25 protein-coding genes are annotated in these 20,403 nt (G+C 52.5%); 17 read left to right on the forward strand and 8 right to left on the reverse strand.

All coding sequences use genetic code 11. From position 1 onward, the window contains the following. The first annotated feature begins 4 nt into the window (after positions 1–4). The 5 genes from ulaB to NNO08_RS06230 are packed head-to-tail and all read left to right on the forward strand — an operon-like array spanning position 5 to position 3,002. Positions 5–310: a PTS ascorbate transporter subunit IIB gene (ulaB, locus tag NNO08_RS06210; RefSeq protein WP_045439008.1), complete on the forward strand. Its 306-nt coding sequence runs from the start codon at positions 5–7 to the stop codon at positions 308–310. Between the two features lie 11 nt (positions 311–321). Further along, positions 322–789, forward strand: coding sequence for a PTS ascorbate transporter subunit IIA (gene ulaC / locus NNO08_RS06215; protein WP_271440285.1), 468 nt, complete (start codon positions 322–324; stop codon positions 787–789). Positions 790–801: 12 nt separating this feature from the next. Next, positions 802–1,452, forward strand: coding sequence for a 3-keto-L-gulonate-6-phosphate decarboxylase UlaD (locus NNO08_RS06220; RefSeq protein WP_271456356.1), 651 nt, complete (start codon positions 802–804; stop codon positions 1,450–1,452). A gap of 9 nt (positions 1,453–1,461) precedes the next feature. Continuing rightward, positions 1,462–2,316, forward strand: a complete 855-nt coding sequence (locus tag NNO08_RS06225) for an L-ribulose-5-phosphate 3-epimerase (RefSeq protein ID WP_271456357.1) — start codon at positions 1,462–1,464, stop codon at positions 2,314–2,316. Further along, positions 2,316–3,002, forward strand: coding sequence for an L-ribulose-5-phosphate 4-epimerase (locus tag NNO08_RS06230; RefSeq protein WP_271456380.1), 687 nt, complete (start codon positions 2,316–2,318; stop codon positions 3,000–3,002). The genes NNO08_RS06225 and NNO08_RS06230 overlap by 1 nt, the downstream gene beginning before the upstream one ends. Positions 3,003–3,133: 131 nt before the next feature. Here the strand turns inward: NNO08_RS06230 and yjfY are convergent, their stop codons facing one another. Then, positions 3,134–3,409, reverse strand: a complete 276-nt coding sequence (gene yjfY / locus NNO08_RS06235; RefSeq protein WP_202039800.1) for a DUF1471 family protein YjfY — start codon at positions 3,407–3,409, stop codon at positions 3,134–3,136. 298 nt (positions 3,410–3,707) lie between these two features. Here yjfY and NNO08_RS06240 point away from each other — a divergent pair, with 298 nt between their 5' ends. The 6 genes from NNO08_RS06240 to NNO08_RS06265 all read left to right on the forward strand — a co-directional run bounded on the left by NNO08_RS06240 (position 3,708) and on the right by NNO08_RS06265 (position 7,136). Further along, positions 3,708–4,472, forward strand: coding sequence for a TSUP family transporter (locus NNO08_RS06240; protein WP_271440288.1), 765 nt, complete (start codon positions 3,708–3,710; stop codon positions 4,470–4,472). 158 nt (positions 4,473–4,630) lie between these two features. Continuing rightward, the gene (rpsF, locus tag NNO08_RS06245; protein WP_003025672.1) at positions 4,631–5,026 is read left to right on the forward strand and encodes a 30S ribosomal protein S6; all 396 of its coding nucleotides are present in this window, start codon (positions 4,631–4,633) and stop codon (positions 5,024–5,026) included. Positions 5,027–5,032: 6 nt separating this feature from the next. Beyond that, the gene (gene priB / locus NNO08_RS06250) at positions 5,033–5,347 is read left to right on the forward strand and encodes a primosomal replication protein N (protein WP_003025674.1); all 315 of its coding nucleotides are present in this window, start codon (positions 5,033–5,035) and stop codon (positions 5,345–5,347) included. 4 nt (positions 5,348–5,351) lie between these two features. Then, positions 5,352–5,579, forward strand: a complete 228-nt coding sequence (rpsR, locus tag NNO08_RS06255) for a 30S ribosomal protein S18 (protein WP_000135199.1) — start codon at positions 5,352–5,354, stop codon at positions 5,577–5,579. Between the two features lie 41 nt (positions 5,580–5,620). Beyond that, positions 5,621–6,070 (forward strand): 50S ribosomal protein L9, encoded by a 450-nt coding sequence (gene rplI, locus NNO08_RS06260; RefSeq protein ID WP_137383988.1) that lies wholly within the window; start codon positions 5,621–5,623, stop codon positions 6,068–6,070. Between the two features lie 142 nt (positions 6,071–6,212). After that, complete coding sequence (locus NNO08_RS06265) at positions 6,213–7,136, forward strand: DMT family transporter (protein ID WP_202039798.1); 924 nt, start codon at positions 6,213–6,215, stop codon at positions 7,134–7,136. 88 nt (positions 7,137–7,224) lie between these two features. Here the strand turns inward: NNO08_RS06265 and NNO08_RS06270 are convergent, their stop codons facing one another. Next, entirely contained in the window at positions 7,225–7,875 is a 651-nt protein-coding gene (locus tag NNO08_RS06270) for an OapA family protein (RefSeq protein WP_271456358.1), read from the reverse strand. Between the two features lie 218 nt (positions 7,876–8,093). On the opposite strand from NNO08_RS06270, the gene fklB reads away from it, so the two are divergent. Continuing rightward, a complete protein-coding gene (gene fklB, locus NNO08_RS06275) occupies positions 8,094–8,714 on the forward strand; it encodes an FKBP-type peptidyl-prolyl cis-trans isomerase (RefSeq protein WP_170974407.1) in 621 nt (206 codons plus the stop codon). Positions 8,715–9,022: 308 nt separating this feature from the next. Then, the gene (gene cycA / locus NNO08_RS06280; protein ID WP_271440290.1) at positions 9,023–10,432 is read left to right on the forward strand and encodes a D-serine/D-alanine/glycine transporter; all 1,410 of its coding nucleotides are present in this window, start codon (positions 9,023–9,025) and stop codon (positions 10,430–10,432) included. 147 nt (positions 10,433–10,579) lie between these two features. Here cycA and ytfE read toward each other — a convergent pair whose 3' ends face one another. Further along, positions 10,580–11,242, reverse strand: a complete 663-nt coding sequence (ytfE, locus tag NNO08_RS06285) for an iron-sulfur cluster repair protein YtfE (RefSeq protein WP_137383984.1) — start codon at positions 11,240–11,242, stop codon at positions 10,580–10,582. A gap of 245 nt (positions 11,243–11,487) precedes the next feature. Between ytfE and NNO08_RS06290 the strand changes: the two genes are divergently transcribed. Then, positions 11,488–13,059, forward strand: a complete 1,572-nt coding sequence (locus NNO08_RS06290) for a methyl-accepting chemotaxis protein (protein WP_271440291.1) — start codon at positions 11,488–11,490, stop codon at positions 13,057–13,059. A gap of 61 nt (positions 13,060–13,120) precedes the next feature. Here NNO08_RS06290 and NNO08_RS06295 read toward each other — a convergent pair whose 3' ends face one another. The 3 genes from NNO08_RS06295 to NNO08_RS06305 form a co-directional block, all read right to left on the reverse strand. Next, positions 13,121–14,089, reverse strand: a complete 969-nt coding sequence (locus NNO08_RS06295; RefSeq protein WP_271449199.1) for a DMT family transporter — start codon at positions 14,087–14,089, stop codon at positions 13,121–13,123. A gap of 76 nt (positions 14,090–14,165) precedes the next feature. Beyond that, positions 14,166–14,990, reverse strand: a complete 825-nt coding sequence (locus NNO08_RS06300) for an AraC family transcriptional regulator (protein ID WP_271456359.1) — start codon at positions 14,988–14,990, stop codon at positions 14,166–14,168. Between the two features lie 81 nt (positions 14,991–15,071). Beyond that, the gene (locus tag NNO08_RS06305; RefSeq protein WP_271456360.1) at positions 15,072–15,920 is read right to left on the reverse strand and encodes an SDR family oxidoreductase; all 849 of its coding nucleotides are present in this window, start codon (positions 15,918–15,920) and stop codon (positions 15,072–15,074) included. An 89-nt stretch (positions 15,921–16,009) separates the two neighbouring features. On the opposite strand from NNO08_RS06305, the gene NNO08_RS06310 reads away from it, so the two are divergent. Beyond that, positions 16,010–16,390 (forward strand): winged helix-turn-helix transcriptional regulator, encoded by a 381-nt coding sequence (locus tag NNO08_RS06310; protein WP_271449163.1) that lies wholly within the window; start codon positions 16,010–16,012, stop codon positions 16,388–16,390. Positions 16,391–16,437: 47 nt separating this feature from the next. On the opposite strand, the gene NNO08_RS06315 is transcribed toward NNO08_RS06310, so the two are convergent. After that, positions 16,438–18,381 carry a bifunctional 2',3'-cyclic-nucleotide 2'-phosphodiesterase/3'-nucleotidase gene (locus NNO08_RS06315; RefSeq protein WP_271440295.1) on the reverse strand — a complete coding sequence of 648 codons (1,944 nt, stop codon included), beginning with the start codon at positions 18,379–18,381 and terminating at the stop codon, positions 16,438–16,440. A 188-nt stretch (positions 18,382–18,569) separates the two neighbouring features. Here NNO08_RS06315 and cysQ point away from each other — a divergent pair, with 188 nt between their 5' ends. Next, complete coding sequence (gene cysQ / locus NNO08_RS06320; RefSeq protein WP_271449165.1) at positions 18,570–19,310, forward strand: 3'(2'),5'-bisphosphate nucleotidase CysQ; 741 nt, start codon at positions 18,570–18,572, stop codon at positions 19,308–19,310. On the opposite strand, the gene NNO08_RS06325 is transcribed toward cysQ, so the two are convergent. Further along, a complete protein-coding gene (locus NNO08_RS06325) occupies positions 19,300–19,857 on the reverse strand; it encodes a YtfJ family protein (protein ID WP_271456361.1) in 558 nt (185 codons plus the stop codon). The genes cysQ and NNO08_RS06325 overlap by 11 nt on opposite strands. Before the next feature lie 326 nt (positions 19,858–20,183). On the opposite strand from NNO08_RS06325, the gene NNO08_RS06330 reads away from it, so the two are divergent. After that, a complete protein-coding gene (locus NNO08_RS06330; protein ID WP_003025710.1) occupies positions 20,184–20,390 on the forward strand; it encodes a DUF1107 domain-containing protein in 207 nt (68 codons plus the stop codon). Positions 20,391–20,403 lie beyond the last annotated feature (13 nt).

A 20,403-nucleotide genomic window follows, 5' to 3' on the forward strand; every position in this document is an offset into this window, starting at 1 on the left:
GATTATGACCGTACGTATTCTGGCTGTATGTGGCAACGGACAGGGCAGTTCCATGATCATGAAAATGAAGGTGGATCAGTTTTTAACTCAGTCAAATATTGACCACACGGTGAATAGCTGTGCAGTGGGTGAGTACAAAAGTGAACTGAGCGGCGCGGACATCATCATCGCCTCTACTCACATCGCCGGCGAAATTACCGTTTCTGGCAATAAGTATGTTGTAGGGGTACGCAACATGCTGTCTCCCGCTGATTTTGGTCCAAAACTGCTGGAAGTGATTAAAGAACACTTTCCGCAGGACGTGAAGTAAGGACACGGAATATGAAACTACGAGATTCGCTGGCGGACAATAACGCCATCCTTTTACAGGCTGACGCCAGTAACTGGCAGGACGCGGTAAAGCTGGGCGTGGATCTGCTGGTTAAGGCTGATGTGGTCGAGCCACGCTACTACCAGGCTATTCTCGACGGGGTTGCACAGCACGGTCCTTATTTTGTGATTGCCCCTGGGCTGGCTATGCCGCATGGCCGCCCTGAAGAGGGGGTTAAAAAAACCGGTTTTGCGTTGGTCACGCTGAAAACACCGTTAGTGTTCAACCATGAAGATAATGACCCGGTCGACATCCTGATCACAATGGCGGCGGTTGATGCTAATACGCATCAGGAAGTGGGCATCATGCAGATCGTGAATCTCTTTGATGACGAAGCCAATTTCGACCGTTTACGCGCCTGTCGCACCGCGCAGGAAGTATTGGATTTAATTGATAACGCCACTGCGGCGGCTGTTTAAAAGGATACCAAAATGTCATTACCTATGTTGCAGGTTGCGCTGGATAACCAATCAATGGCTTCTGCGTATGAAACGACGCGTCTGATTGCCGAAGAAGTCGATATCATTGAGGTGGGCACTATTCTTTGCGTGGCAGAGGGCGTGCGCGCCGTTCGCGATCTGAAGGCGCTTTACCCGCATAAAATTGTGCTGGCGGATGCCAAAATTGCCGATGCGGGGAAAATCCTGTCGCGTATGTGCTTTGAAGCCAATGCCGACTGGGTCACGGTGATTTGCTGTGCAGATATCAACACCGCCAAAGGTGCGCTGGAAGTGGCGCACGAGTTTAATGGCGACGTACAGATTGAACTGACTGGCTATTGGACGTGGGAACAAGCACAAGAGTGGCGCGAAGCCGGTATTGGGCAGGTGGTATATCACCGCAGCCGCGATGCGCAGGCGGCCGGTGTGGCATGGGGAGCGGCGGATATCAGTGCCATCAAACGTCTGTCTGATATGGGCTTTAAGGTCACCGTTACCGGGGGCCTGGCGCTGGAAGACCTGCCGCTGTTCCAGGGGATTCCGATTCATGTCTTTATTGCCGGTCGCAGCATTCGCGACGCCGTGTCTCCGGTGGAGGCTGCGCGTCAGTTCAAACGTTCCATCGCCCAACTGTGGGGATAAGGAGCGGACATGTTGTCAAAACAGATCCCACTTGGCATCTATGAAAAAGCGCTCCCCGCCGGGGAGTGTTGGCTGGCGCGCCTACGCCTGGCAAAGGAGTTGGGTTTTGACTTTGTTGAAATGTCGGTTGATGAAACCGACGCGCGCCTGTCGCGGCTTGACTGGAGCCGCGAACAGCGTCTGACGCTGGTCACCGCGATTGCCGAAACCGGTGTGCGTGTCCCCTCGATGTGCCTGAGCGCCCACCGTCGTTTCCCGCTGGGTAGCGAAGATGATGCCGTCCGTGCCCAGGGGCTTGAGATTATGCGTAAAGCGATTCGGTTTGCGCAGGATATCGGTATTCGCGTTATTCAACTGGCGGGTTACGACGTCTATTACCAGCAGGCCAATAACGAAACGCGCCGTCGGTTTCGTGATGGGCTGAAAGAGAGTGTCGAGATGGCGAGTCGCGCACAGGTCACACTGGCGATGGAGATCATGGATTATCCGTTGATGAATTCGATCAGTAAGGCGCTGGGCTATGCCCACTACCTCAATAATCCGTGGTTCCAGCTCTATCCTGACATTGGCAATTTGTCGGCGTGGGATAATGACGTACAGATGGAACTGCAGGCGGGTGTTGGGCATATCGTGGCGGTGCATGTGAAAGATACCCGGCCGGGTATCTTTAAAAATGTCCCCTTCGGTGAAGGAGTTGTTGATTTCGAACGCTGTTTCGAGACGCTCAAGCAGAGTGGGTATTGCGGGCCATACCTGATTGAAATGTGGAGTGAAACGGCGGAGAACCCCGTGCTAGAAGTGGCAAAGGCGCGCGATTGGGTGAAAGCGCGGATGGCCAGTGCCGGTCTGATGGAGGCAACATGATACAAGAGCTCAAGCAGCAGGTTTTTGCAGCTAACATGGATCTTCCACGCTACGGGCTGGTGACCTTTACCTGGGGCAACGTCAGCGCCATCCATCGTGAACATGGGCTGGTGGTGATTAAACCTAGCGGTGTTGCCTACGAAACCATGCAGGTCGACGACATGGTGGTGGTAGATTTGGACGGAAACGTGGTTGAAGGGCGCTATCGCCCTTCATCTGACACGGCCACGCATCTGGCGCTGTACTGCCGTTATCCGTCGCTTGGCGGCGTGGTGCATACCCACTCAACTCATGCCACAGCGTGGGCGCAAGCGGGGCAGTCCATTCCGGCGCTTGGCACAACGCATGCAGATTACTTCTTTGGCGATATTCCCTGTACCAGGGCGTTAAACGAAGCAGAAGTGCAGGACGAATATGAGTTGAATACCGGTAAGGTCATCATTGAAACACTGGGAGACGTTGCGCCACTGCATACGCCTGGCGTCGTCGTGTACCAGCATGGCCCGTTTGCCTGGGGGAAAGACGCTCATGAGGCGGTGCATAACGCGGTGGTGATGGAAGAGGTGGCAAGAATGGCATGGATTGCGCGTGGCATTAATCCGGCCCTCAGCCCCATCGACAGTTATCTGATGAATAAACACTTCATGCGTAAGCATGGCCCAAACGCCTATTACGGACAGAAGTAACGGCTAAGTCCTGGAGCCAAATCATTCAGGGGATGTTATCGATCTGGCTTCAGGGCTTTTTTGCAAAAAAAGCCCCCAATAAAGGGGGCAAGTCAAACTGTGGCAATGTTCTCGTTGGTTATTTCCGGGTGCTAGCGATAAATGTCTGCGCTGGCGTGTATGTTGCCGTTACTACCGGGTTCTCTGATGAGGATCTCGTGGTAGTAAGTTGCGCCTTGCGCATCTGTCTCTTCGTTCAGAGCTTGAGTGGCTTCACTTTCAGTGGCGAAGTTATGATTTATGTAAATTACGCCTAAGCTCTGTACATCATCCATATTTCTGGCCTGATGATTGTCAATTTTGATGGCTGCCATTGCATTTGCGCTCAGCAAAAGCACAGCCAGAAGGGTCAAAACACGGGCTCGCATATGTACCTCCTCGACTGCGGTCTTTGGTTGCTTGTCTCCTGTGAGTCGTTAGCTTCTGATGTAATTTTAACCGCAACCAACGTAGTCGATAGCGACCATTTCTGATGCAGTTGTTCAAAAAATTACCGCATTGCCATCTTTCCTTTAATTAACAGTCAGCTGATATCTACCGCTGCGATAAAAAATACCTGTTTCCCAGGCATAAACTCTTACCAAATTGTCAATTTTACCAGAGGAGTACGCCGTTTATAGTGGGCTGAATAATCAACATAACTTTATGATTATAAGGCAAAAACTTATGGATACTTCATTCATGGATTTCAGCTACTTTGTGATTATGTTTATGGTCGCGCTGGTGGCTGGCTTTATTAACGTGGTGTCTGGCGGCGGCGGGTTTCTCTCTATTGGCGCATTACTGATTTCCGGTTTACCCCCGGCTAACGCGCTAGCAACCAATAAGATTCAGGCGTTGGGCAGTTCGCTGACCTCTGGGATTTACTTTTTACGCCGGGGACACATCAACGTACAGGAACATAAGTCTGTGTTCTTATCTGCTTTTATTGGTTCGGCGTTAGGTACGACGCTTATTCAGTTCATTGAGCCTGAACTGCTGAGAAAACTGCTGCCGGTACTGATTATTGCTGTCGCTATCTACTTTATTTTTGCGCCTAATCTCAGCGAGCCGAAGAGAAAGCAAAAAGTCTCCCTGTTTCTCTTTTCGTTGATCGGTGGTGGTTGTATTGGTTTTTATGATGGATTTCTCGGCGCTGGGGCCGGCTCCTTTTATACGCTCAGCTATATCCTGTTGTGGGGATACAGCATCGATAAGGCGCAAATTCACTCTAACTTTATTAACCTGGCGTCGAACATCGCCTCGATTTTGTTTTTCATTTTCGGCGGTAAAATGATCTGGTCGCTGGGGCTGGTGATGTTTGCCGGGCAGTCCCTCGGCGCACGTCTTGGCGCGACGGTCGTACTGACGCGTGGCAAGAAAGTCATCCGACCCATGATTGTGATTGTCTCCATTTGCATCAGCGTCAAAATGCTGCTGGATATGTATTAATGGCGACATGATAAATAATCGTACAAGCGCCTTGAGTTTACCTGCTGACCCCAGTATTATGACGCGTCATTTTTCAGCCGACCTTTAACACGTTCCTTGCCTCCATGGGCCTCGGCTGACCCAGACAGGAGGCTGAATAATCCGTAAGGAGCAATTCGATGCGTCATTACGAAATCGTTTTTATGGTCCATCCTGACCAGAGCGAACAGGTTCCGGGTATGATCGAACGCTACACTGCTGCCATCACTGGTGCAGAAGGCACGATCCACCGTCTGGAAGACTGGGGCCGCCGTCAGCTGGCTTACCCGATCAACAAACTGCACAAAGCTCACTACGTTCTGATGAACGTTGAAGCGCCGCAGGAAGTGATCGATGAGCTGGAAACTACCTTCCGCTTCAACGATGCCGTTATCCGCAGCATGGTTATGCGTACTAAACACGCTGTTACCGAAGCATCTCCGATGGTTAAAGCGAAAGACGAGCGTCGTGAACGTCGCGATGATTTCGCTAACGAAACCGCAGATGATGCTGAAGCTGGGGATTCTGAAGAGTAATTTCTGATGACCAACCGTCTGGCGCTGTCCGGCACTGTGTGCAGGGCTCCCCTTCGAAAGGTCAGTCCATCAGGAATTCCTCATTGCCAGTTCGTGCTTGAGCATCGTTCTGTGCAGGAGGAAGCCGGGTTTCACCGGCAGGCGTGGTGCCAAATGCCCGTTATTATTAGCGGACACGAAAACCAGGCCATTACTCACAGTATAACGGTCGGTAGCGCAGTGACCGTTCAGGGGTTCATCTCTTGCCATAAGGCAAAGAACGGCCTGAGCAAAATGGTTCTGCATGCCGAGCAGATTGAATTGATAGATTCTGGAGACTAGCCATATGGCACGTTATTTCCGTCGTCGCAAGTTCTGCCGTTTCACCGCGGAAGGCGTTCAAGAGATCGACTATAAAGATATCGCTACGCTGAAAAACTACATCACCGAAAGCGGTAAGATTGTCCCAAGCCGTATCACCGGTACCCGTGCAAAATACCAGCGTCAGCTGGCTCGCGCTATCAAACGCGCTCGCTACCTGTCCCTGCTGCCGTACACTGATCGTCATCAGTAATCGGTCACGGTCCATTAATACGACTTTGAGAGGATAAGGTAATGCAAGTTATTCTGCTTGATAAAGTAGCAAACCTGGGTAGCCTGGGTGATCAGGTTAACGTTAAAGCGGGCTATGCTCGTAACTTCCTGGTACCACAGGGTAAAGCTGTTCCTGCTACCAAGAAAAACGTTGAATTTTTCGAAGCGCGTCGCGCTGAACTGGAAGCCAAACTGGCTGACGTTCTGGCCGCTGCTGAAGCTCGTGCTGAGAAAATCAATGCACTGGAAACCGTAACCATCGCGTCTAAAGCTGGCGACGAAGGTAAACTGTTCGGTTCCATCGGTACTCGCGACATCGCTGACGCTGTAACTGCAGCTGGCGTTGACGTTGCTAAGAGCGAAGTTCGTCTGCCGAACGGCGTTCTGCGTACCACTGGTGAGCACGAAGTGAGCTTCCAGGTTCACAGCGAAGTGTTTGCTAAGCTGACTGTAAACGTAGTTGCAGAATAAGTTTTTATTCTGATGACCGCGTAAAAGCGCCGGCCTTGTGCCGGCGTTTTGCTTTTCTACCCTCCTGTTTTTCGCTCTGGCTATTCTTTGTCCTTTTCGGGATAATCATAAAAATAAAACATTATTTCAAAGTGGTGATGGAATGGAACCAACGCACCAACCTCTGTTCGCGCGTAAAAATGTTGTCTACCTGGGCGCAGCCTTCTGTTGCCTGTTGTGGGGGAGCGCTTATCCAGCGATAAAAAGCGGATACGAGATCTTCCAGATTGCCACGGATGATATTCCGTCAAAAATTGTCTTTGCCGGATATCGTTTCCTGTTTGCGGGATTATTGCTGTTGCTGCTGGCGATGGTGCAACGTAAACCAATTGGCAGGTTAAGCCCACGTCAGTTTGGCCAGCTTACGCTGCTTGGGTTGACGCAAACCTCGCTGCAATACATTTTCTTTTATATCGGTCTGGCATTCACGACAGGTGTAAAGGGGTCAATCATGAACGCTACCGGTACATTCTTTAGCGTGCTTCTGGCCCATTTTATCTATCAAAACGACAAACTAAGCTACAACAAAGCGCTGGGTTGTATTCTGGGTTTTACCGGCGTGATGGTGGTGAACTTCAACAGCGGAATGGATTTTAGTTTCAGCCTGTTAGGGGACGGTTCAGTCGTGATGGCGGCCTTTATTCTCTCTGCGGCCACGCTGTACGGTAAGCGCATTTCTCAGACGGTAGACCCAACGGTCATGACAGGTTACCAACTGGGGATGGGCGGTCTGGCGTTGGTTATTGGCGGCTATGCTTTTGGCGGGACACTGACCGTACATGGATCTGCTTCAGTGGCTATTCTGGGTTACCTGACGTTGCTTTCATCGGTGGCCTTCGCGTTGTGGAGCATTTTGCTCAAGTACAACCGCGTAGGAATGATCGCGCCGTTTAACTTCCTGATCCCGGTTTCAGGGGCGGTGCTGTCGTCAATTTTCCTCGGTGAGAACATTCTCGAATGGAAATATGCGGTGGCGCTGGTGCTGGTCTGTTCGGGGATTTGGTGGGTGAATAAGGTGAAGCGGTAACGCCTGATGGCGCTACTGCTTCTCAGGCCTACAATTGCGGGGGGCGTAAGCCGGGTAAGGCGAAGCCGCCACCCGGCAATCAGTACATTTAACGGGCGCGAATAAAGCTGCCGTTGGGCTGGCGGGTAAACAACACCTGCTGACCATTTCCGCTATCAATGGTTAACCCGGTCACCACCCCATTAGCATTCTGCCTGATTTGGATCATCTGGCCGTCTTTCAAATTGCTCAGCGGCCTCCCGGCGCCTTCCACTTGTGCCATTGCGTACACATCAGTTGGCGGAAGGTTATGGTCCCGGAAGACCTGCGCCAGCGTTTTCCCTGAGTCTACGCGGTAGGTACGCCACTGCTGCTCAATACCACTATTCTGCTGAAAGGGCTGTGTCTGAGACTGTGATTGCTGGCTCTGTGGCTGTGTATCGGGATCGCCTTCCTGGATGGGTTCCGGCGCAACGGGAGCCACCTGGCCGGGATCATTTTGTGGTGCGACCAACTGTGCCTGAAGCTGTGCTTCAGTTGGCGGCTGGGACTGCGACTGCAAATCCAGCTGCGCATTACGCGTGACCACCGGGGTATCGTTGGTGTCATTGGAAGGGAGCAGGAAACCTATCACCAGCACGATGGCAGCAGCAATAATGCCACGGCGATGCATAGGCGGTAGCGGGTCCATAATGCGAAAATTGTCCGGTGCATGCCAGATTTTCGCCAGGGTTGGTTTTAATTCAAAGCGCCCGGGCATGGCTTTCCTCCTGCTCCGCGTCTCGTTCCTCTGTCATAGAGTATAGATCGCTAACTCTATGATACTTGTTCAGGTACCCGCTTTCGTGACATTGATGCGGGCAATAGCATTGTTTCTTTTTCCTCGCGATTTGTCATCTGTTCCCGAGACAAAGTTTTACCGGATGCGGCATGGCTGATATGCTGCCCGCTACTTTACATCCGATGAAAGGAAATATGATGGCTACCCCGACTTTTGACACTATCGAAGCGCAAGCAAGCTACGGCATTGGTTTGCAGGTAGGGCAGCAGCTGAGCGAATCCGGTCTGGAAGGGCTGTTGCCTGAAGCGCTGGTAGCGGGTATCGCTGATGCGCTGGAAGGTAAACACCCGGCAGTGCCTGTTGATGTTGTGCACCGTGCGCTGCGCGAAATTCACGAACGTGCTGATGCAGTACGTCGCGAGCGTTTCCAGGCTATGGCGGCTGATGGCGTCAAATATCTGGAAGAAAACCGTGAGAAAGAAGGTGTGAATAGCACTGAATCCGGTCTGCAGTTCCGTGTGTTGACTCAGGGTGAAGGTTCTATCCCGGCACGTACCGACCACGTACGCGTGCATTATACCGGTAAACTGATCGACGGTACCGTGTTTGACAGCTCTGTTGCGCGTGGTGAACCAGCTGAATTCCCGGTTAACGGCGTGATTCCAGGCTGGATTGAAGCACTGACCCTGATGCCGGTAGGTTCCAAATGGGAACTGACGATTCCTCAGGAACTGGCTTACGGTGAGCGTGGCGCTGGCGCGTCCATTCCTCCGTTCAGCACGCTGGTATTTGAAGTTGAGCTGCTTGAAATCCTGTAAGCAGTGACTTCTGTTCCCCCCGACGCTGGGGGGAGCAACAAAATAGCGTGAAAAGCTATTGTTATGCCGATGTCGATATTTTATCTTGCAAATGATGTTATTGCGTGTATTTTTGTGAACTGATTCTCGCTATCAGAGTGATATGACACTCACTTTAAACATAAAATTAACATTATATCTAAATCTTAGTATTCATCCCGCCGATTCTTACCTAATATCGATGAGTCCTGCCAACAGGATCGTCGTATCATAGACACACTAAAGGCCGTAGAGCCTGAACAACACAGACAGGTACAGGAAGAAAAAACATGGTAGATCAGGTAAAAGTCGAAGCCGTTGAAGAGGCTTCGTCTGAACAGTCGCTACGGCGCAATCTCACAAACCGTCATATTCAACTTATTGCCATTGGTGGCGCTATTGGTACCGGCCTGTTTATGGGCTCTGGGAAAACCATCAGCCTCGCCGGGCCGTCGATCATTTTTGTCTATATGATCATCGGTTTTATGCTGTTTTTCGTGATGCGGGCAATGGGAGAATTGCTGCTCTCGAATCTCGAATACAAATCCTTTAGTGATTTCGCCTCCGACCTGCTCGGGCCATGGGCCGGGTATTTTACCGGCTGGACCTATTGGTTCTGCTGGGTGGTTACCGGGATGGCAGACGTCGTTGCGATTACGGCGTATGCGCAATTCTGGTTCCCCGGACTGTCAGACTGGGTGGCATCGCTGGCGGTGATCATTCTGTTGCTGGCTCTTAACCTCGCCACGGTGAAAATGTTTGGTGAGATGGAGTTCTGGTTTGCGATGATCAAAATCGTCGCCATTGTCGGCCTGATTGTCGTCGGTCTGGTGATGGTACTGACGCACTTCCAGTCGCCAACCGGCGTTCAGGCTTCGTTTACTCATCTGTGGAATGACGGTGGCTGGTTCCCGAAAGGTCTGAGTGGCTTCTTTGCGGGCTTCCAGATAGCAGTCTTCGCGTTTGTTGGTATTGAACTGGTGGGTACGACGGCTGCAGAAACTAAAGATCCGGAAAAGTCTCTGCCGCGCGCGATTAACTCGATTCCAATCCGTATCATCATGTTCTACGTTTTCGCGCTGATCGTGATTATGTCCGTGACGCCGTGGAGCTCGGTGGTTCCCACTAAGAGCCCATTCGTTGAACTGTTTGTGCTGGTAGGTCTGCCAGCGGCGGCGAGCCTGATTAACTTTGTGGTGCTGACATCAGCGGCCTCTTCCGCAAACAGCGGCGTGTTTTCTACCAGCCGTATGCTGTTTGGTCTGGCTCAGGAAGGTGTTGCGCCAAAAGCGTTTGCTAAGCTGTCTAAACGTGCGGTGCCGGCGAAAGGCTTGACCTTCTCCTGTATCTGCCTGTTGGGCGGCGTGGTAATGCTGTACGTGAATCCGAGCGTAATCGGTGCGTTCACCATGATCACCACCGTGTCGGCAATCCTGTTTATGTTTGTCTGGACCATCATTCTTTGCTCTTATCTGGTGTATCGCAAACAGCGTCCACACCTGCATGAGAAATCGATCTACAAGATGCCGTTAGGCAAGCTGATGTGCTGGGTATGTATGGCGTTCTTCGTCTTCGTACTGGTGCTGCTGACGCTGGAAGAGGATACCCGTCAGGCGCTGATCGTCACGCCGCTGTGGTTTATCGCGCTGGGTCTGGGCTGGTTGTTTATCGGTAAGAAACGTATGGCAGGTACGCGTTAATCGCTAAGCAGTGAGGTGTAGGCCGGATAAGGCGTTTATGCCGCATCCGGCACTATGCTGGCGGGATTGCCTGATGCGGCTTCGCCTTATCAGGCCTACGTTCGAGGTCGTTGTAGGCCCGGTAAGCGCTAGCGCCACCGGGCTTTTTTATTCACCTGCGAGGGCACGCGGGAACAACACATTGTTTTCCAGACTGATGTGTTCCATCAGATCGTCGATCATCTCGTTAATGCCGTTATACATTGCTTTCCATGTGGTGCAGGCTTCTGGCGGCGGCGTTACGTTGTTGGTGATGTGCTTGATCACTTCTACCAGTTCGCCGGCCTCGTCATGTTCGCTTTCCATCACGCTGATTGGTCCCATCGCCTGACTCCCCATTCCCTGTTTGATCATTGGGAACAGAATTTGCTCTTCTTTCATCATGTGGCTTGACAGCTCTTCATGCAGCATCGTCAGGTTCTTCGCCAGACCACGCGGTACGCTCGGCTTGTCGGCATGTACACGTTCAACTTTAGTGGCCTGCAGGATCAGCTCCGGCAGCTGTTCGCGGTGGCGGTCATGATAACGTATGACGATATGGTCGATGATTTCTGCCAGTGCCACGGTGCGCCAGTCTTTTTCCAGCGGCTGCTCAGCCAACTGAGCGAGCTGCGCTTCGATAGCTTCCACATCCAGCTCTTTACGTGCGGCAGCGCGTGCCAGCGTTTGCTTACCGCCGCAGCAGTAATCCATATCGTATTTACGAAACAGTGCCGACGCGCGAGGAATAGAGAGCGCCAGTTCACCTAAAGGTTGATCGCGATAAGACATAGCCGTTACCTCATTCTCAATAATATAAGATGTATTTTAAATGCAACTTATGCGGAAGGATATAACCCTTTCGGGGCAGAGGATTTTGTGATGACTGTCACGAAAAATTCTTGTCCCTTTAACGTGCTGAATCTTATTGAAAAGGGGTAACGCGGTGAAAAAAGCTACGCCGCAAGATTAAATAAGCCGACGCTGCTGCCGATAGTTAGACCTCAGACAATACCTGCATAACTAAAAGGCAACAGATGTTCAAACGAATCAAAGTGATAACCTTACTTATCACCGTGTTACTCGCCCTGGGCGCGATGCAGCTCATTTCCGCAGGCGTTTTTATTGGCGCGCTTAAAAACGACAAGGAAAACTTTAACGTTTCTCAACTTTCCAGCCAGAACGTGGCGGAGTTTACCGATGCATGGATTAGCCTGAACCAGGCTCGCGTCACGCTCAACCGGGGCATGCTGCGTTTGCAAGGGACGATGGCGAGCGAAATTAATGGCGGACAGTTGACGGAGTTAGTGAACACGGCGAATCGCCTGCTGGCAGACGCAAAAGAGCATTACGATAAATACTACGCGCTGCCGGAAACGCCGGGTCTGGATGAAAGTCTGGCAGACCGACTGGAAGAACAGTACGGTATCTATTCTACTGCGCTTGCAAAAATGAACGCGCTGCTGGCTGAAGGCAAACTGGAAGACATGTTCAAACAGAATGCCGAGCAAAAGCAGACGGCCATGCAGGAGGTTTATCAGGAGTGGCGTGCCGCACAAGCCGCACTGGCGAATGAGGGAGTACGGGATAACGAAAATGATTACCAGAAAATTATCTGGTTGTTGTCCGCCGTACTGTTGATTGTGTTGACCGTCATTATCGTCAGTTGGATTGCCATGCAGCGTGTCCTGCTGAAACCACTCCACGAAGTGATGGGACATATTCGCCATATCGCTTCAGGTGATCTGACCCACACTATTACCGCCGATGGCAGTAACGAAATGGCGCTATTGGCACAGAACGTCCGTGATATGCAGCAGGCGCTGGCGAATACGGTTAGCGTGGTACGTGACGGTGCGGATACTATCTATACCGGTGCGGGTGAAATTGCCGCAGGCAGTAACGATCTCTCTTCGCGCACTGAACAGCAGGCTGCTTCTCTGGAAGAAACGGCTGCCAGTATGGAACAGCTCACGGCCACCGTAAAACAGAATGCGGACAATGCGCGACAGGCGACTAGCCTTGCAAAAAATGCCTCGCAGACGGCGCAGAAAGGCGGAACAGTGGTCGACGGCGTGGTGCGTACGATGGATGAAATCGCCACCAGTTCCAGCAAAATTGCGCAAATTACCACGGTTATCGACGGTATTGCTTTCCAGACGAATATTCTGGCATTGAATGCGGCGGTAGAAGCGGCGCGTGCGGGTGAACAGGGGCGCGGTTTTGCCGTGGTGGCAGGTGAAGTGCGCACGCTGGCGCAGCGTAGCGCTCAGGCGGCGAAAGAGATTAAGGCGCTGATTGATGACTCAGGGAATCGGGTCAATGCCGGTACGGCACTGGTGCATGAAGCGGGTGAGACGATGGCGGAAATTGTCAGTGCCGTCACTCAGGTTACCGATATTATGAGCGAAATTGCGTCAGCGTCCGATGAGCAGAGTCGGGGTATCGATCAAGTCGGGCAGGCCGTTGCCGAAATGGATCGTGTGACACAGCAAAACGCCTCGCTGGTGGAAGAGTCTGCCTCTGCAGCTGCCGCGCTCGAAGAGCAGGCGGCCAGACTGAATCAGACGGTGGCGGTGTTTAAAGTGTCGCGCCGGACGGCGGCGTAAACGCCTTATCCGGCCTACATGAGATCGTACAGTCCTTGTAGGCCTGATAAGCGCAGCGCCATCAGGCATCCCCTGAAACCGGCACTACCGCCGGTTTCTGCGGTTTTGACCGCACCGCAATTACCACGCCTATTACCAGCAGCGCAATACCGCTTAGCGTCAGCAATGGTGGCATCTCCTGACGCAGCATAAAGGTGTATAACAGACCCGCCAGTGTTTCAAAGACAATCAGCGGTCCGAGGATCACCGTCGGCAACTTCTGACTGGCGACGTTCCAGCACAGTGCGCCAACCCACGAGCACAATATCGCAATGGCGATCATCAGGCCGATAAACACGTCCGGTCGCGGGCCAAAGGGCAGCGAGAATTCCGGTGTTTGTCCACGCAGCCACAGGCAGGCTGCGATGTACCCCAGCAGCGAAACCGGAAGCGTCACCAGCGCCTGAGCCGTTGCCCACATCATTGGATGCTTATCCGGGTTTTCCCGCAGCCAGCGGGCATTGCGTAGCGCGTACCAGGCCCAGCACACCACGGAGATCAGCGCCAGAGCGATGCCTGAACCATATCGCCAGCCGCTAAAATCAGGCAACCCCTGACTGAGCTCAGAGATATTCACGCACAGCAGGCCCATGCCGATCAGTACCAGCGCTGGAGCCAGGTGCCACCACGATAATTTGCCGTCGCGTTGGCTATAAAGCAGGTTGGCGAAGACCGGGATCACGACCGGTAATGTGCCGATGATCATGGTTGAAACCGGCGCGCCGGTGCGCTGAATGGCGCTGGCCAAGCAAACGTAATAAATCAGGTTGCCCATCAGGGTTAACGCCAGCGCCGTTATCCAGTCTTTACGCGTCAACTGACGCAGACGCCCGCGACCCAGCCAGGCCAACGGTAGTGCGATCAGCCCCAATGCCAGATAACGCCCCATCGACTGTAATACCGCCGGGTATTCCGGTACGAGCAAGGGTCCGACAAAAATTAATCCCCACATCAGCCCGGCAAGCAGGGCATACAACACACCGCTAATCATTTTTGACATCCACATCATTAAACATAGCGCTGAGTGTAGGCAGGGAAAACATCACTGTATTGTATGAGATTGCGCATTAGCGCGAATAAACCTGCTTCTGATAGCGTACCGGCGTAATGCCATAGCGATGGGTAAAGGCGCGGGTGAGGTGCGATTGGTCGGTCAGTCCGGTGGCGGCGGCCACATCTGCGGCAGGCATACCGTAGGTAAGAAAACCTTTGGCTCGCCACAGGCGGATCGCCATCAGCATCTGATGCGGTGTGACGTGAAAATGAGACTTGAACTGGCGCTGAAAATGCCAGGGACTGAGTGACGCCACGCGAGCCAGCTCATCGAGTGTCACAGGGTTCATGTAGTTATCGTGCAGGTATTCACGCACGCGTTCGAAGCGATGTGCCCCCTCCGGTAATACCGGTGCATGGCGAGCCAGCGGCTGGAATGTATCGATCAGATCGAGCAGCAATCCCTTTTGCGCCAGCGGGTCTTCGGTGTTCCACAGACCATGGATCAATGAACAGATCTGACGCGAGCGCAGCGGATCGTGACGGGTAACGTCATGGAACCACCAGTGACGAACGCCGGTGACCTCTTCCAGAAGATCGGGCTCAAGGTAAATCATCCGATAGCGCCAGCCGTCGGCGGTTTCAGCTTCACCGGTGTGCAGTTCATCGGGGTTCATGGTGACAACGGAGTGGGCAGGCGCTACGTATTGCGTGCCACGGTAGCGAAAACGCTCGGCACCGGCTTCAATCGCGCCAATGCCGAAAGCTTCATGGGTGTGCGGCTCAAACGCATAACGGGAGATGTGTGCATGGTACAGTTCAACGCCTGGCACCTGCGCCAGGTGGCGAAAGCGGGCGCTGTCTTTCTCATCAAAAAACTGCTCAGGTACACCTTGCACGTTATCTCTCCCCACGCATCATCTTGTCATTATCAGAGAGGATGCGTGAGGATGCCACCACAATTAACCGATTTTTAACACTTACACGATACCTTTGACGCTGTCCGCCAACGAGGTGGTTGGGCGGCCAATCAGTTTGCCCAGCGTATGGCTGTCGTCAAAGAGCCCGCCTTTGGAGGCACCGACGTCAGAATCGGCCAGCATGTCCGCCAGTCCGGCAGGCAGACCAAAACCTTTTAGCGCGGCGGCAAAATCGGCCTCACTCAGGTTCTGATACACCACCTTTTTACCACTCTGTTGGGCCAGCTCAGCGGCCAGTTGGCTCAGCGTCCAGCCCTCATCGCCTGCCAGTTCGTAGATTTTACCAGCGTGACCGTCTTCGCTGATAACGCGCGCGGCGGCTGCGGCATAGTCGGCGCGGGTCGCTGAGGCGATTTTGCCTTCTCCTGCAGCCCCAATAAACACGCCGTGCTCCAGTGCCGCTGGCGCACTCGCCAGATAGTTTTCGGTGTACCAGCCGTTACGTAACAACGCGTAGGCAATGCCGGAGTCTGCCAGCATCTTCTCGGTTGCCACATGCTCATCAGCCAGCCCCAGCGGGGAGGTGTTGGCGTGAAGCAGGCTGGTATAGGCGATAAATTTCACGTGGGCAGCTTTCGCCGCGTTAATCACGTTGCGATGCTGCGGAGTACGTTGTCCGACTTCGCTCGACGAGATCAGCAGCAGCTTGTCGACACCCTGCAAAGCCGTCGTAAAGGCGGTTTCGTCGGTGTAATCCGCCTGGCGAACGATGATGCCTTGCTGACTCAGTGCTGCCGCTTTAGCAGGGTTGCGTACAATCGCCACTATCTGGCTGGCAGGCACGGTTTTCAGCAGGCTTTCAATAACGTGTTGGCCCAGTTGGCCAGTGGCGCCGGTAATCGCAATCATGGGGAACTCCTTGGTATTGGTCTTGTGTTTAAACACGCTAACACCTAAACTTACTTTTAGTAAGTACGTACAAAAAGGTAAGTATAGAGATGACAGCTTCGACGCTTTCTCAACAATTGCGCGACGGCAATTTGTTTGCCGAGCAGTGTCCCTCTCGCGAGGTGTTAAAACACGTCACCAGTCGTTGGGGCGTATTGATTCTGGTGGCGCTGCGTGACGGTACGCACCGGTTCAGCGATTTACGTCGCAAAATGGGCGGCGTCAGCGAAAAGATGCTGGCGCAATCACTGCAGGCGCTGGAGCAGGACGGGTTTATCAACCGGGTGTCGTATCCGGTCGTCCCGCCGCATGTGGAGTATAGCCTGACCCCGTTGGGTGAGCAGGTGAGCGATAAAGTTGCGGCACTGGCCGACTGGATTGAAATGAATTTACCGCAGGTTTTGGCGCAGCGGGACGAACGGGTTGCGTAGTTTTGTAGGCCGGATAAGACGCTATTGCGTCGCATCCGGCACGAAAATTACTTACTCAAATCCAACTGATAAATCGCAAAGCCGATATCGTCGGTGGCGACTTTCTTCAGCGGATACTGCCCGTTGTCTTTGATAAACGCCGCGGCCTTATCGGACGGTGACGTTTCAAATCGAATATCCAGTTTCTTATCGCTGTGAATCGGTGCCAGACGCCAGTTGTTATCTGCCGCCGGGTGGATTTCACCGGCGCTCTTCGTTTGAGCGCTTATCCATGCAGCCAGCACCGCGCGGTTTTCATCCGGCGACGCAAAGGCGATGTGGCTGTCTCCGGTTCCGGCGAACTTACCACCATAGGCACGATAGTTGTTGGTTGCGACGAGGAAGGTTGCATCAGGATCGATAGGTTTGCCGTTAAAGGTCAGGTTTTTAATACGTTCCGCTTGCGGGTTTATGGTCTGGCACTCGCCGTCGTAACGGGCCGGCTGTGAAACATCAATCTGATAATCCACGCCGTCAATGACGTCAAAGTTATAGGTACGGAACCCATCCCAGTTAATCAGCGACTGCGGCTTGCTGCTGTGAATATCTATCTGATTAAACTGACCGGCGGAACATTCCAGCCACTCTTTAACCTCTTTACCGCTGGCTTTTACGACCACCAGGGTGTTGGGATAGAGATACAAATCAGCGGCATTACGGAAGGTTAGCTGGCCTTTTTCGACTTCCACAAAGCTTGCCGGATCGTTCTTACGTCCTCCGACCTTAAATGGCGCGGCAGCAGAGAGCACCGGCAGTTTTGCCAGATCCGGGTCACCCTGAATAAAGTGTTCCACATAGGCTTTCTGCGCGTTATTCACCACCTGCACGGTCGGGTCATCCTGTACCAGTGCCAGATAGCTGTACATGTTGTCGGCTGATTTACCGATGGGTTTGCTTACGAACTCGCGGGTGGCGTCGTGATCGGCTTTCAGGATCTTAACGATTTTCTGGTCCTCGCCCGCCAGTGATTTTTTCGCAGCGGCGTCGTAAATCGGGCGCGCCTCGGCTTTCGCCTGGGTGACCTGCCATTTACCACTATCGTTATTCAGTACCAAATCTACCACGCCCAGGTGATCGCCCCACATGCCCGGCATGACTGCAGGTATGCCATTGAGCGTGCCTTTCGCGATATCAGCTCCTTTGATGTTGGCAAAATCTTTCCCCGGGAAGACGGCATGAGCATGGCCAAACATAATGGCGTCCACGCCCGGCACTTCGCTGAGGTAATAAACGGAGTTTTCCGCCATGGTCTGATACGGGTCGGCAGAAAGACCGGAGTGAGCAATCACTACTACTACATCCGCGCCTTTTTCCCGCATCTGCGGAATATATTTACGTGCGGTTTCGGTGATGTCGTTCACGGTCACTTTACCGCTGAGGTTGGCTTTATCCCAGGTCATGATCTGTGGGGGCACAAAGCCGATGTAACCTATCTTCAGCGTCTGCTTATTCCCCTCTTTGTCGACGACGTCAGTGTCTTTAATCAGATAAGGGGTGAACAGCGGCTTTTGGGTTTTAACATCGATAATATTGGCGTTAACGTAGGGGAATTTCGCGCCAGCGAGGGCATTGTGCAGATAGTCGAGGCCGTAGTTAAATTCATGATTACCAAGGTTGCCGACTGCGTAGTCCAGCGTGTTGAGCGCCTTATATACCGGATGTGTTTCACCCGCTTTAAGCCCTTTGGCAGCCATGTAATCCCCAAGCGGGCTGCCCTGAATCAGATCGCCGTTATCAACCAGCACGCTGTTTTTGACTTCGCTGCGTGCTGCATTAATTAGACTCGCCGTCCTCACCAGGCCGAATTTTTCAGTCGCCGTATCTTTGTAATAATCGAAATCCATCATATTGCTATGCAAATCAGTGGTTTCCATTATACGCAGATCGACGGTCGCGGCATTCACGCTGGCTGCAATCAGCGTGGCGAGAAGCGTTGCACTAAACTTAATCATCAGGGGCATCCTTTTAAGATCTAAGCCACAAAAGAAAATGTATATAAATCTTCTTGCTTACAGAACTGTGAATCATGACATGAATATAGCGTTTAAAACCGCAGACGCTATCACAGTTGGCGGATCCCTTGACGATCGGGTATAAGTAAAACAACGAGTTAACACCACTGACAGAAACGAGGTGGAGAATGCTAGAACATGTATGCCAGCTTGCACGGAACGCGGGCGATGCCATTATGCAGGTCTACGATGGACTCAAACCGATGGAGATTACCAGCAAGCAGGATGATTCTCCGGTCACGGCGGCGGATATTGCCGCGCACACGGTGATCCTCGAAGGGTTACTGGCACTAACGCCGGATATTCCGGTTCTGTCTGAAGAGGCACCCCCAGGCTGGGATGTTCGTCAACACTGGCAGCGCTACTGGTTGGTCGATCCGCTGGATGGAACCAAAGAGTTCATTAAGCGTAACGGTGAATTTACCGTTAACATTGCGCTTATCGAGAAGGGAAAGCCGGTGCTGGGCGTGGTGTATGCCCCTGTGATGAAAGTGATGTACAGCGCGGAACAGGGCAAAGCGTGGAAAGAAGAATGCGGTGTACGCAAACAAATTCAGGTTCGTGATGCTCGTCCACCGCTGGTAGTGATTAGCCGTTCGCACGCGGACAATGAGCTAAAAGAGTATTTGCAACAGTTGGGCGAACATCAGACCACGTCGATTGGCTCGTCGCTGAAGTTCTGTCTGGTTGCCGAAGGGCAGGCGCAACTGTATCCGCGTTTTGGACCCACAAATGTGTGGGACACCGCAGCAGGCCACGCGGTTGCAGCCGCTGCCGGGGCTCACGTTCACGACTGGCAGGGAAAACCTCTGGATTACACACCGCGTGAATCGTTCCTTAACCCCGGCTTCCGCGTCTCTATTTACTGAGCAATTTGTGCAGCAGGGCGATAACCTGCTGCACCTCATCCTGCGTTAGCGCACCATCTTTTGCCCACTGTACGCGTCCGTCCTTGTCGAGAACGACAATAGCGGAGCTCTCTTCATCCAGTTGCCAGGCTTTACGCGCAATGCCGTTGCTGTCGACAATAAATTGTGACCACGGGTAGAGCTTCTTATTACTCTCCAGGCTGCTGCGCACGAACATGCCCGAACCAGGAATGGCATCATCCGTGTTGACGATGGTGGTGGTCTGGTATTTATCATGCGGCAGATTTGCCGCTTTGATGGCTTCAATCAGTGTCGCATTTTTCTCTTTGGCGGAGGTACGTCCGGCGATGTGTTGCACAATGCGGACTTTCCCTGGCAGTTGCGCGCTATTCCAGTTTTTGTAGCTAAACTTATCATTATCGAGAATCAGTTCGCCGCGATCGGCAATGCCCACTGGCGGTACACGTTGGTTGGTTTCAAACTTATGCGCGGAGGCAATCATCGGCAGCAGCAGGCACGACAGGGCCAGCAGTTTTTGTAAGGTCATGGGTTTTCCTTCTTTCTTTATTTTGCAGGTGATCCGACCACTTGGGCCTGGAATTTAATCATATGTGCGAATGATGCTTTTTCCCGCAAGCGCGATGCCAGTTTGCGGACGGGCGCACAAATCCTGCGAAAAATGAAGGCTTATACTGAAGACAGCGAAGCGTTGAAAAGATAATTCTGAATAATTGTAACCTGAAGGTAAATAAACTTATACACGCTGGAAACATGGTTCAGATAGTCTATAGTCATAAGGCATTAAAATTTGCGCCTGAGGATTGTCGGACCGATTGTGGTACCGCAAAGGCGTAACGCTCAGCAGGAGATACAATGAAAATTTTCCAACGATACAACCCGCTGCAGGTGGCGAAGTACGTGAAGATCCTGTTTCGTGGACGGTTATATATCAAGGATGTAGGCGCTTTTGAGTTTGATAAGGGTAAGATTCTTATCCCAAAAGTGAAGGACAAACTGCATTTTTCTGTTATGTCCGAAGTTAACCGTCAGGTTTTGCGTCTGCAGACAGAGATGGCTTAACCAAAGTGCTATG

The sequence above is a fragment of the Citrobacter sp. Igbk 17 genome, from assembly GCF_028069775.1.
Taxonomy (GTDB): Bacteria; Pseudomonadota; Gammaproteobacteria; order Enterobacterales; family Enterobacteriaceae; genus Citrobacter.